This is a genomic window from Ottowia thiooxydans DSM 14619, from assembly GCF_000422885.1.
Classification (GTDB): Bacteria; Pseudomonadota; Gammaproteobacteria; order Burkholderiales; family Burkholderiaceae_C; genus Ottowia; species Ottowia thiooxydans.
The window spans coordinates 502,585-515,102 of sequence record NZ_KE383943.1 but is presented as its reverse complement, the minus strand read 5'-3'; the positions used below and the strand labels follow the sequence as shown (position 1 = coordinate 515,102).

Annotated in this window: 9 protein-coding genes; 5 read left to right on the top strand and 4 right to left on the bottom strand. The window is 57.6% G+C overall.

The features are described 5' to 3' along the window. On the bottom strand, positions 1-2,078 hold a 2,078-nt coding region (locus G518_RS40280), incomplete at its 3' end, for a beta strand repeat-containing protein (RefSeq protein ID WP_281170579.1). A 200-nt stretch (positions 2,079-2,278) separates the two neighbouring features. On the opposite strand from G518_RS40280, the gene G518_RS0131620 reads away from it, so the two are divergent. Further along, positions 2,279-2,752: a DUF4019 domain-containing protein gene (locus tag G518_RS0131620; protein WP_156909619.1), complete on the top strand. Its 474-nt coding sequence runs from the start codon at positions 2,279-2,281 to the stop codon at positions 2,750-2,752. Then, positions 2,749-3,873 (top strand): DUF2827 domain-containing protein, encoded by a 1,125-nt coding sequence (locus tag G518_RS0131615; RefSeq protein ID WP_028605888.1) that lies wholly within the window; start codon positions 2,749-2,751, stop codon positions 3,871-3,873. The genes G518_RS0131620 and G518_RS0131615 overlap by 4 nt, the downstream gene beginning before the upstream one ends. Positions 3,874-4,174: 301 nt before the next feature. Here G518_RS0131615 and G518_RS0131610 read toward each other — a convergent pair whose 3' ends face one another. Both G518_RS0131610 and G518_RS38980 read right to left on the bottom strand, forming a co-directional pair. After that, positions 4,175-7,063 (bottom strand): aconitate hydratase, encoded by a 2,889-nt coding sequence (locus G518_RS0131610; RefSeq protein ID WP_028605887.1) that lies wholly within the window; start codon positions 7,061-7,063, stop codon positions 4,175-4,177. A 207-nt stretch (positions 7,064-7,270) separates the two neighbouring features. Continuing rightward, a complete protein-coding gene (locus G518_RS38980; RefSeq protein WP_051237620.1) occupies positions 7,271-7,894 on the bottom strand; it encodes a DUF3617 domain-containing protein in 624 nt (207 codons plus the stop codon). Positions 7,895-8,004: 110 nt separating this feature from the next. Here G518_RS38980 and trhP point away from each other — a divergent pair, with 110 nt between their 5' ends. From trhP to G518_RS0131590, 3 genes are all read left to right on the top strand, one after another. Then, the gene (trhP, locus tag G518_RS0131600) at positions 8,005-9,387 is read left to right on the top strand and encodes a prephenate-dependent tRNA uridine(34) hydroxylase TrhP (RefSeq protein ID WP_028605886.1); all 1,383 of its coding nucleotides are present in this window, start codon (positions 8,005-8,007) and stop codon (positions 9,385-9,387) included. Positions 9,388-9,700: 313 nt separating this feature from the next. Further along, positions 9,701-10,216, top strand: coding sequence for a sigma-70 family RNA polymerase sigma factor (locus G518_RS0131595; protein ID WP_028605885.1), 516 nt, complete (start codon positions 9,701-9,703; stop codon positions 10,214-10,216). Position 10,217: 1 nt separating this feature from the next. After that, the gene (locus tag G518_RS0131590; protein ID WP_051237619.1) at positions 10,218-11,297 is read left to right on the top strand and encodes a FecR domain-containing protein; all 1,080 of its coding nucleotides are present in this window, start codon (positions 10,218-10,220) and stop codon (positions 11,295-11,297) included. A gap of 24 nt (positions 11,298-11,321) precedes the next feature. Here the strand turns inward: G518_RS0131590 and G518_RS0131585 are convergent, their stop codons facing one another. Then, positions 11,322-12,278 carry a tripartite tricarboxylate transporter substrate binding protein gene (locus G518_RS0131585; RefSeq protein WP_028605883.1) on the bottom strand — a complete coding sequence of 319 codons (957 nt, stop codon included), beginning with the start codon at positions 12,276-12,278 and terminating at the stop codon, positions 11,322-11,324. Positions 12,279-12,518 lie beyond the last annotated feature (240 nt).

Here is a 12,518-nt window from a genome sequence, read left to right as displayed (position 1 = left end):
GTATTGCTCAGCCCAGTGCTGAGGCTGGACACCGAACTATTGGTGTTGCTCAGGCCCGTACTGAGCGAACTCACACCAGTGCTCAGGGACGAAACAGAACTGTTTGTGTTGCTCAACCCAGTACTTAAACTGGTCACACGAGAATTGGTCGTACTCAGACCCGTGCTCAGCGACGAGACAGAGCTGTTCGTGTTGCTCAGGCCCGTACTCAAGCTCGAAACGCTAGAGTTGGTGTTACTCAACCCGGTGCTGAGCGAGCTCACGCCAGTGCTCAACGAAGAGACCGAACTGTTCGTATTGCTCAACCCTGTGCTGAGAGAGCTGACGCCAGTACTGAGGCTAGATACCGAACTATTGGTATTGCTCAGACCCGTACTCAGTGAGCTCACTCCTGTGCTGAGCGATGAGACCGAGCTGTTCGTGTTGCTCAAACCTGTGCTGAGCGAACTCACGCCCGTGCTCAACGACGAGACCGAGCTATTCGTATTGCTCAGCCCGGTGCTCAGGCTAGAAACCGAACTGTTGGTGTTGCTCAGGCCCGTGCTGAGTGAGCTCACTCCTGTGCTGAGCGATGAGACCGAGCTGTTCGTGTTGCTCAAACCTGTGCTGAGCGAGCTCACACCAGTGCTCAGCGAGGAGACGGAGCTGTTTGTATTGCTCAGACCCGTGCTGAGCGAACTAACACCAGTACTCAAAGAAGAGACCGAGCTGTTGGTATTGCTCAACCCAGTGCTGAGAGAGCTGACACCGGTGCTCAATGAGGAAACTGAGCTGTTCGTGTTGCTCAGGCCCGTACTCAGGCTCGAAACACTGGAGTTGGTGTTACTCAACCCGGTGCTGAGCGAGCTCACGCCAGTGCTCAGTGAGGAGACCGAACTGTTCGTATTGCTCAAGCCTGTGCTCAGGCTGGACACCGAACTATTGGTGTTGCTCAAGCCCGTGCTCAAACTCGTCACACGCGAGTTGGTGGTGCTCAAGCCTGTGCTCAACGACGAAACCGAGCTATTCGTGTTGCTCAAGCCTGTGCTCAAGCTCGTCACCCTGGAGTTGTTGGTACTCAACCCCGTTGAAAGTGACGTCGTTTTGTCATCCAGCGCACTGGCGACTGCAAAAAGTTGGCTGCCATTGATCGCATTCGTCGATGTGGCGGAAACCTCGCCATCAGCCACGCCCTGGATCTGCCGATTCCCAATCGCCAGGACGCCGTTGGTTGGTGCCTGGTTGACCGTGAAGGTCGTGCCGGCAACCACAGTGCCCGAGCCGGTCCAGTTAGTGGTCGCGCTCACTGCCGATGCAGTAGAGCCTGAGCCCAACGCGATGGAGTTTGCCAAGCTTACAGTGGCGCTGGTGCCCAGCGCGATGCCATTGGTCGCCGCGCCTGAAGCTGCGGAGCTTCGACCGATGGCGATGGACTGCCCACCGGCTGCATTCGAACCCCCTCCGCCAGTGCCATCGCCACCGCCAATGGCAATGGCCGATGAACCGCCAGCGTTGGCGTCATTACCCAAGGCATATGAGCCGTTCCCGGTCGATCGCGCTCCAGAGCCAATGGCCACAGCGCTATTGGCCGTTGCCTGGACATCATGACCGATGGCTAGGGTATAAGTGTTGCTCGCAATAGCTGCATCGCCAATAGCAGCGGCAGAGGTGTTTGTAGCCCGCGAACCTTCGCCTATGGCAACGGTACTGGCGCTGGTCGACTGGGCGCCGCTACCAATGGCCACCGCATTGGAGCCACCTGTTGTGACCGCATTAGTGCCAGAACTGGAACCAGATCCGCGCGAACCAATCGTGATATTGGTTGATCCATTTTCAGTGCTACCAGCCGTGCCATTCCCCGCAACGTAACCCGCATGCACACCCGTGGACCCCAGCCCACTCAGAAGCACAAGAACCGCCAACGCAGTACCCGTCAGCTTCGCGCCCCCGCTCGTGCGCGCACGCTCGTTGGCAGCACCGCTTGCACTATTGAGAACGAGCCCTCCCCCGGACCGCTTGCCACGCGATACCACGACTTCCGAAACGGCTACCCAGGCGCCCAGCGCCTCGTTCCAGAGGGTTCTAAATGCTTTATTCATCAAAATGCCTATTTAAGCGGTACAAGCAATGCCCGACGCGCGCACGTTCTGTTACTTCTTTATTATCGAATTTGTTGGCTAGGGTTTACGCCAACTCGCGAGAGAATTCGTGACGAAATTCACGAAAACTCATTTTTTTAAAGTTGCGAAGTTTGCCAGACAATTCAGGTAGTTTTCTCACCAGCGTCATCGCTTTTTTTATGAAATTCACTTCGCTCATGGCCCGCCGTTCGGCTGGCATCGCCGCCCTGGCGTTTTCCCTGTGCCTCCAATCCCCGGCCATGGCCGCTGGAGCACCCGCCTCCAGTCAATCCGCGGACGAATTGATCACGGCCGCTCAGGCTGTACTCGCCCGCATTGATGCCCGGCAGGAAGCCTCGCTTTGGGAGGCAGCCGCGCCCTTCATGAAAGCCCTGATCACCCAGAGCGAATTTCAAGCACAGACACGCGAGGCGCGCGCCACACTGGGCGATGTCACCGGGCGGCGTTGGGCATCTGTAGTACGTTTGATTTATCCAGCCGGCAGTACAACCCCTCCCGCCGGGCTGTATGCCAATATTGACTTTGCGAGCGATCAAAAAGACGGAAAAACTGCGTTCGAAATGATTAGTTTTAAGTTCAATGAACAAGGATTTTGGGAATTAACCGGCTATCGGCCACGTCCGCAGCAATGACCTCGCCAAATAGCTTGCGTGTGGGCATCACCATCGGCCTGCGCAGTGAGGCGGAAACCCTGTGGAACAACGGCATCAAGCAGAACGCGGTGTTTTTGGCTGAGGCGCTGCGCCTATGTCCTAACGTGTCCAGCACGACATTGGTCAATACCACTGCGGTGCCCATTACTCCTGCCCTCCCCTGGGATTTGCAGCGCTGGCCCACGCGAGCGTTCGAGCAAGCCAAAGACGAGTTAGACGTGGTGATCGAACTCGGCGGCCAAATTAGTGCCGAGCAAACCGATTACTTGCATCAGCGCGGCTGCAAACTTATTTCCTACTGCTGTGGCGTTGAGTATGTCAATGCGATGCAGGCAGTGCTATTTGACCGGCCTCTCTGGGGTTCACAACTGTTCGTGAACCAAGCATATGACGCCATCTGGATGGTGCCGCAGGTCGCGCACAGCAGCCAAGGGTTCTTTGAGACCCTGCGCCGCAGACCGGCCCACGTGGTGCCCTTTGTCTGGAGCCCTGTGTTTTTAGAGCAGAGGAGTCAGGGCTTGCCGGAAGCTGGGGTTTACCAGCCACGGAGCCCGCTTCCAAGGCGAATTTCAGTGATTGAGCCGAACATAGATGTGGTGAAATTCTGCCTTTATCCCATCTTGATAGCCGAAGAAGCCTACAGATCAGAGCCAAACGCCATCGAACGCCTGCAGGTCACGAATGCCGAACGTATGGCGCGTGAAAACATGGATTTCATCGCGCTTATGAACCAACTGGACATTGTTCGTGAGCACAAAGCGGTGTTTCTGGGCCGCTACGACACGCCACAATTCCTGGCGGAGCACACCGATGTAGTGGTCTCTCACCAGTGGGAGAACCCTCTCAATTACTTTTACCTGGAGGTGTGCTGGCAGGGCTTCCCCTTGGTACACAACGCCAGCCTCTGCCCGGATCTGGGGTACTTCTACCCTGACAACGACGTCACAGCGGGAGCGGCGCGCTTGTTGGAGGTCCTGCGCAACCACGATGCGGAAATTTCGCGCTACCGGGAAGAGCAGCGCCACAAGATCCAACGCTATCTGGTGGGCAATGCAACCGTGACAAGGGAGTACACGGCCTTGCTTGAGGGCTTGTACTAGAAGAAGTGCTGGCGGGGCTTCAACATGTCTGCACTGAGTCTATGAGGGTTGGCTAGGGAAAGTAACGCGTCTGAACATTCGACCAACCGCGCACCAGTCGGATGCCGCAGCCCTCACCGGTTGGCCGGCCCCGCCCAACCCTCTCCCGCAGGCGGGAGAGGGGGTCAAACCAGCTCACGGCCGCGGGTTCTGGGGCTCAAGTCGGTAGGCGCGCCTGCATCAGTCTCTCCCGCAAGCGTGAGAGGGAGCGAAACACAGGGGCACCAAAGAAACCGACCCCCGTGCTCAAGAGCAGGCTGAGTTAAGCCAGCAATTGCCTGAGCACGTACGGCAAGATGCCTCCGCTCAGGAAATACTCAACCTCGATGGGCGTATCTATGCGCAAGGTGAGCGTGGTTTCATGCTTGGAGCCATCGGCCCGGGTAATGACCAGACGGGCATCGCTTTGAGGCGCAAGGTCATCGGCAGGGGTGATGTCGATCTGCTCGTCGCCTTTCAGGCCCAAGCTCTCCCAGGACTCACCAGCCTTGAACTGCAGCGGAAGCACCCCCATACCCACAAGATTGCTGCGATGGATGCGCTCGAAGCTCTTGGCCACCACGGCTTTGATACCCAGCAGTTGCGTGCCTTTGGCCGCCCAATCACGGCTGGAACCCGTACCGTACTCTTCGCCGGCGAAAATCACCGTAGGCACCTTGGCGGAGATGTAGCGCATCGCCGCGTCGTAGATGAACTGCTTGCTGCCCTGCAGCTCTCCCGGCAGTTGCAGCAAGGTCAAGCCGCCCTCCTCGCGGCTACCCCCTTCCAGTATTGGCAGCATCAGGTTCTTGATACGGACATTGGCAAAAGTGCCTCGCATCATCACCTCATGATTGCCCCGGCGTGCTCCATAGCTGTTGAAATCGGCCTTCTGCACGCCGTTTTGCAGGAGCCATTGGCCCGCGGGGGAAGTGTCACGAATGGAGCCCGCTGGAGAAATGTGATCGGTGGTGATCGAATCTCCAAAAAGCGCCATGATTCGGGCGCCTTGCACGGCGTTAGATACCGGTTGGTCAGTGACTGCCTGCTCAAGCGCGAAGCCGTTGAAAAACGGTGGCTCTGCGATATAGGTGCTGGCAGGCCAGTTGTAGAGGTTGCCGGTCACGCCCTCAATTTTTTCCCATAGTTTGCCTGGTTCAGTAGCGATCTTGGCGTAATTGGCACGGAAGGCTTTGCCTTTCATGGCGAACTTGAGCAGCTTCTGGATCTCGTCGCTTGTCGGCCAGATATCGCCCAGATACACGTCTTTTCCGCCTTTGCCTTGCCCCACGGGCTGCGTCATGAGATCGACCATGACGTTACCGGCAATCGCGTAGGCCACCACCAGCGGCGGGCTGGCAAGGAAGTTCGCCTTCAGGTTAGGGTGAATGCGGGCTTCGAAGTTGCGGTTACCCGAAAGCACGGCAGCGCAGACAAGATCGTTGCGGGAAATGGTTTCGTTGAGCTCAGGCGCCAAGTCACCAGCGTTGCCAATACAGGTGGTACAACCGTAACCAGCCACCGCAAAACCCAGCTTTTCAAGATACGGCAGCAGGCCGGTTTCCGTGAGGTATTCGGTCACGATGCGCGAGCCGGGGGCGAGAGAGGTCTTGATGTGGCGCTTAACCTTCAGACCCGCTTCCACCGCTTTCTTCGCCAACAGACCTGCAGCGAGCAACACGCTGGGGTTGCTGGTGTTGGTACAGCTGGTAATGGCGGCAATCAGCACATCACCATTGCCCAGGTTGTAGCTGTAGGGAGAAGCCGGCTCGATCACATCAGCCTCAGCGAGGGCAGATTCGAGCGTGGGCCTGTTGGCCACCATCTCCACTACTTGGCGCGGCGCACCAGCCGGTGTGGGTTTGGTAGCCGGAGCACGTTCAAAATGGTCTGGCTCATTGTCGCGACGCACTTCCACCCGCCTATGCAGCTCCCCCGCCGGGCGATTGAATCCGTTCTCGCTCATGGGCAGGCTGAATAGCTCGCCAAACTGACTAGCGACGTTACCAATTTCTATGCGGTCCTGGGGCCGCTTTGGACCCGCCAGACTTGGCGTGACATCGCCCAGATCCAGCGTGACGACTTGGGAAAAATCGATGTCGCCCGCCTTCGGAACTCCGAAAAGGCCCTGCGCTTTGAACCAGGCCTGGAAATTGTCGATTTCAGCTTTAGTGCGGCCCGTGCCTTCAAAATACTCTATCGTGCGTTCATCAACCGGGAAAAATCCCATAGTCGCACCGTACTCCGGCGCCATATTGCCAATGGTGGCACGATCAGGCAAAGAAAGCGTTCGTGTGCCTTCTCCAAAAAACTCCACGAACTTGCCAACCACCTTCTCTTTGCGCAGCATTTCAGTGACAGTTAGCACCAAGTCGGTGGCGGTACAGCCTTCTCGCAGGCGACCTTTGAGTTCGAAGCCCACGACATCAGGCGTCAGAAAATAGACCGGTTGGCCGAGCATGGCCGCTTCTGCCTCAATACCCCCTACCCCCCAGCCCACGACGCCAATGCCGTTGATCATGGTGGTGTGGCTGTCGGTGCCCACCAGAGTGTCGGGGTAGTACACCCCATCTTTGGTCTTGTGCACGCCGCGCGCAAGGTACTCCAGATTCACTTGGTGCACGATGCCAAAGCCCGGTGGCACCACGCCAAAGGTGTCGAAGGCCTGCATGCCCCACTTCATGAACTCGTAGCGCTCACGGTTGCGCAGGAATTCGAGCTTCATGTTGAGATCAAGCGCGTTTTTCTTGCCGTAGTAATCGACCATTACCGAATGGTCGACCACCAGGTCCACAGGCACCAGTGGTTCGATTTTCTTGGGGTCCTTGCCCAGACTGCGTGCGGTGGAGCGCATGGCAGCCAGATCAGCCAGCAGCGGTACACCCGTGAAATCCTGCAGCACGACACGCGCTACGGTGAAAGGGATTTCATCAGTGCGCGGCGCATTGGGCTTCCAATTGGCCAGTTGCTCTACGTGCTCCGTGGTGACTTTCAAGCCATCACAATGGCGCAGCACCGATTCCAGCACGATGCGCAGGGACACCGGCAATCGATGGATGTTGGGGTATTTCCGCGCTAAAGCGGGCAGCGAGTAAAGCTCTCCCGACTTGCCCGAGGCGGTCTTGAATGATTTACGGGTGGCAGAGAATGCGTGGGATTTTTTGGTAGCCATGGCGTTTTCCTTCTACAAACGGCAGGGGCGCGCAACGCCCAGAGTCTCATTCTGTCAGGCCTAGGATGAGTCTGCCACCAGAGAGGTCTTGCAGTGGCTAACTGTTTTGACTTTAAATGCAAATAAGCCTTCAGGCTCCCCGCTGCACGAGCCTCACCGCCCCGGGGGGGGTGATTTTTTCGGCATGGGCCGTGAACTCGCCCTGGCTTACTTCTTCGCGGGAGCCGGGCCAGTCGCCCGGCCAGTCTGAGACTGAAGGTCTTTCACGAGTTGATCAACGGGTTTCACCGTTCCGCAGTTCGCACTCACAAATTTCATTTGCGTCTCAGTCACAGAGGTGCGTTTGGCGCCGCCCGCTCCGGTCATCACGGCTTCAACCTTTGAGCTCATTTCGTCTCCGCCAAAGACGGTTTCGCCTTTCGCAACCGTCCGCCCGCCCTCGTGCTTGCAGGACATCTCGAAGTTCATGCGATTACCGCTTTTGTTGAACTTGGGCGCATCGCAATCGGAATTTGGTGGCTGCTGGAACATGGCGTTGTCTTTGGCGGCCATCTCGGGCGAGATGCATATCCGAGAGCTCATGGCGTCTCCGCCTTGCCCACCAAGCATGGATTCCATTTTCTTGCGCTGATCCGCAGGCATCTTGGCCATAGCTTGGCGCATCTGCTCCTGGGCGGCATTCATCTGAGAGAGCATGTCCTTGCCATCGACCGTCATCTTTAGAACGCGCGTGTCCCACAGGCCCGGCTTGACCGATTGCGCGTGGGCTGCGCCGCTGGCGGCTATCAGCATCGACAGAGCGGGTAAGACAACAATTCGCGCGATTCCCATGGCAATCCCTCCGAAATAAGCAATGAAACGGGAATGTTAAGCCACTCTATAGCTATGCAATAACAATATTGGCAGGCGAGAATGCTCCGGAACGGGGACAATACGCACCCATGACGCTAAGAGCCCCCGAATTACTACTGCCTGCTGGCAGCCTGGACAAAATGTCCGCCGCTTATGATTTTGGCGCGGATGCGGTATACGCCGGCCAACCTCGTTACAGCCTGCGCGCCCGAAATAATGAATTCCGTCTGGAACAGATTTCCACCGGCATTGCGCATGCGCACGCACGCGGCAAGAAGTTTTTTGTTACCAGCAACCTGCTGGCGCACAACGACAAGGTCCGCACTTACCTGCGCGATCTGGAGCCCGTGGTGCAGTTGGGCCCAGACGCCCTGATCATGGCCGACGCCGGGCTGATCATGATGGTGCGGGAAAAATGGCCGCACATACCTATTCACCTTTCTGTGCAGGCCAACACCACTAATTGGGCAGCAGTGAAGTTCTGGCAGAAGATGGGCGTAGCACGCATCATCCTCTCGCGCGAGCTAAGTCTGGATGAAGTAGCCCACATCCGCCAGGAATGTCCAGACATGGAGCTGGAAGTGTTTGTGCATGGCGCGCTCTGTATCGCCTACTCCGGCCGCTGCCTGCTCTCTGGTTACTTCAACCGACGCGATCCGAACCAGGGCACCTGTACCAATGCCTGCCGCTGGAATTACAAAACCCATGATGCCGAGGTAGACCCCAACACCGGGGAAGCCATGGCCCAAGCTGAGGGTCTGAGCGGGTTCAACTTCGCCACCGCACAGCAAGAAGCCGAAGAAAGTGCATTCTCCGGCTGTGGCAATGGGGAGCGCCACCCGTCTGCCGACAAGGTTTACCTGATCGAAGAACAAGGCCGTGCCGGCCAACTGATGCCGATCATGGAAGATGAGCACGGCACGTACATCATGAACAGCAAGGACCTGCGTGCTGTTGAATTGGTGGAGAAATTGACCAAAATCGGCGTGGACTCGCTCAAGATCGAAGGCCGCACCAAAAGTCTCTACTATGTGGCGCGCACCGCGCAGGTGTACCGGCGAGCCATTGATGACGCGGTCGCCGGGCGCCCATTCAATCCAGCATTGATTACGGAACTGGAAGGCCTTGCCAATCGCGGCTACACCAGCGGTTTCCTGGAGCGTCGCCCAGCTAACGACTATCAGAACTACGAAACCGGCCATTCCGTCACGCAGCGCAGCCAGTACGTGGGTGAAGTCAAGAACGTTTCAGAAGGTTGGGCAGAGGTTGAAACCAAGAACCGCTTTGCAGTGGGCGATTGGATTGAAATCATTCACCCCAGCGGCAATCGAACCATGAAGCTGGAAACCATGAAAAGCCTCGACGGCGCCTCCATAGAGGTGGCTGCAGGCAACCCGACTCGGGTGTTGATTCCCGTGACTGGGCCAGCGGATAGCGCCCTGATCGCCAAACTGACTCAGGCTCCGGCCTGAACCTCCACGCTCTCGAAACGCCGCCTTCCCTCTTCACGGAAAGGCGGCGAAGAGCTCTTGGGAGGCATCGCCCCCCAAACCCATGGTTTCCAGTTCAGCAACTGGACATGAGGCCTGGAGACACGCACACCGCCATAGTGTGAGAAGGCCCCCAGCCTAACTGTTCCCAGCTCCCTCAGCGGAATTGGCGGATAGTACTCAAAAAGACAACAGTAGCGCACTAGACCTACAATCTCTTCAAATAGTAATAATTCTCATTTACTTTAAAGTCAGTTATCACTGACTAACGGCCAATGGTTGACGAGAGGTTATCGTGGGCACCGCAGAAGTCGCGCTTTACCAGCAGGATATCGAGTTTTTGTACGCCCACCACCATGGTTGGCTTCAGGGTTGGCTACGGCGCAAACTGGGCAATTCCTTCGACGCCGCAGACATAGCGCAGGATACCTTCGTACGCATGTTGGCACGGCCTCATCTTCCGGCGCTGAATGAGCCGCGTACATACCTTTCCACCATCGCGCGGGGCTTGGTGATAGATCACTGGCGACGTCGGGAGCTAGAGCAGGCCTGGCTGGAAACACTTGCCGGCTTACCTGAACCCGAAGTGCCCTCTGCCGAAGTGCGCATGATTTTTCTGGAGGCACTGATCGAAATCGACCGTATGCTTGACGCGCTCAAACCACCCGTTCGGACGGCATTCTTGCTTGCTCAACTAGACGGTTTGACCTGTCCGGAAATCGCGCAACGCTTGGAGGTATCTCTGGCCACCGTAGAGCGGTACATCGCCAAGGCCCTGCGCTCCTGCTATGCCATCTGCTTCGAATCGTGAAATGAAGGCCAGTTTCGGCACAAGCGCGAGAGATATCCCTGACGCCGAGGTGCCGGAAGCGGAGCGGTTGCCCGAGCGCCTCATCCAGGCGGCCATTGGCTGGGCCGTCAGGCTGAACTATGGCCAGCCTGACGATAAGGAACGTCACGCATTCGAGGATTGGCTTCGGGCTGATTCCCGGCACGGAACGGCCTGGCAGCGCGTCACTGGGCTCAAAGGCTTTCAGTTCGCTGTGGGGGGCTTGGACAGTCCATCAGCATTGCCAACCAAATTGGCACGTGATGCTCTTCAGGCGGTGCAGAGCTTACGAGACAGACGCTCCAGCAACCGCCGCAAGACCGTAAAACTGCTTGCGGGAGCTGGCATCACTGCGGCTGCTGGCTGGCTGACTCGAGAGCACGCCCCCTGGCAACGTGTGCTGGCTGACGCCAGCACCGGAGTGGGGGAGCAGAAGAGAATGCGCCTTGAGGACGGTACGGTCGTTGTGCTCAACACTGACAGCGCCATCAGCATTGATTTGTCTGGAACCAGCCGCCGCATTACCCTGCGACGCGGCGAGATGCTTGTCGTGACCGGCCCCGACTCCGACGCAGCGAGCCACTTGGGTGAAAGGCGTCCGTTCTGGGTTCACACACCCTTCGGTGGCATGCAAGCGCTGGGAACTCGATTCACCGTGCGGCTTGAGGAAAAAAGGGCTCGCGTTGGCGTACAGGAAGGCGCCGTGGCCTTGCACCCAGCGCAACACACATCAAGCGGCGACATGCCTGCGGTTGTGTCCGTGGGTGAAATCCGCTTTCTCAGCCAGGATGGCACTCGGATAGCCGAGTCCCAAGGATTTGGGGACGACGACTGGGCTGAGGGCGTTATTGCTGGCAAGAACATCCGTCTACAAGCTCTGTTGGCCGAGATGGAGCGCTACCGGCACGGCCGCATCGTCTGCGACCCACGCGTGGCTGAGCTGCGTGTCTCGGGCCTGTTCCACATCAAGGACACCGACCAAGCCTTGCAGTTCCTCATGCAGACTCAGCCCATTCACGTTACCTACCGCACGCGCTGGTGGGTGCAGGTGGAGCCAGATTAGGGGAAGATTTGGTGTCGTGCCCCGTCACTCCGGCTTCGCTCCCGAGAATTTGACCACCTTGGCCCAGCGAGTGATTTCACTTTGCACAAAGGCGGAGAACTGCTCGGGCGTATTTCCCACAGGCAACGCGCCCTCGGTCTCAAGACGTTGGCGCATATCAGGCTGCTGCAGCGCTTGGCGGGCCGCATCGGATATCTGTTTGGCCCTGGCTGCAGGCATATTAGCCGGACCAAAAAGACCAAACCACGCACTGGACTCATACCCTGCCAGAGTTTCCGCAATAGCTGGCACATCGGGAAACGCAGGCAGGCGCTTCGTACTGGTCACCCCCAGCGCCTTGAGCTTTCCAGCCTGGAGCTGCGTATTGACATTGCCCACCGCCGCAAACATAAGCTGCACCTGCCCACCGAGTACGTCTTGCACTGCAGGCGCAGTACCCTTGTAGGGGATATTCACAATATCCACGCCGGATTGCATCTTGAAGGCTTCGCCAGCCATGTGTAGCGATGATCCCAGCGAGCCGATGGCGAAGTTGAGCTGGCCTGGCTTCGCCTTGGCAAGCGCGATGAGCTCTTGTAAGTCCTTCACAGGCAACGATGGATGTGCAACAAGAATCGAAGGTGAAGTCGCCACACAAGTGAGCGCAGTGAAATCTTTCACTGGATCAAAGGGCAGCGAAGGATAGAGCGTGGCATTGATTGCGTGGCTGGTAAAGCTCAACAGCAGCGTGTTGCCATCGGGTGCGGCCTTGGCCACCGCATCCGCAGCAATGTTGCCACCTGCTCCCGGCCTGTTCTCAACGATGACAGTACGACCCAGCGCCGGCCCCATGCTGAGCGCGAGCGATCGGGCCAGTTTGTCGGTCGAGCCACCTGCTGGCGCACCCACAAGTATCCGTATCGGTGCATTGTTGCCTTGCCCACGCGCGCCACCGGCCAATGCAATGGCCGTAGCCCCAAGCACGACACGACGACGCGTCATCACGCTCGCATCAAATGCGAATTTCAGGTCTAGTGTGGGTGCTTTCTTTGCCATGATCTTCTCCTTTGGTGTACGTCCTTAGATGTTTTGAAGCGCCGCCTAGTGCTACGGGGGATATATCCAATACATCCCCCACCACACAAACGGAATACGCCCTTGCATCCCAGCAGCGGCCATCATCACCCGAGCGCATTGTTTTTGGTATTCGTGTTTGCACCAATGTATCTAGAACAATACAAA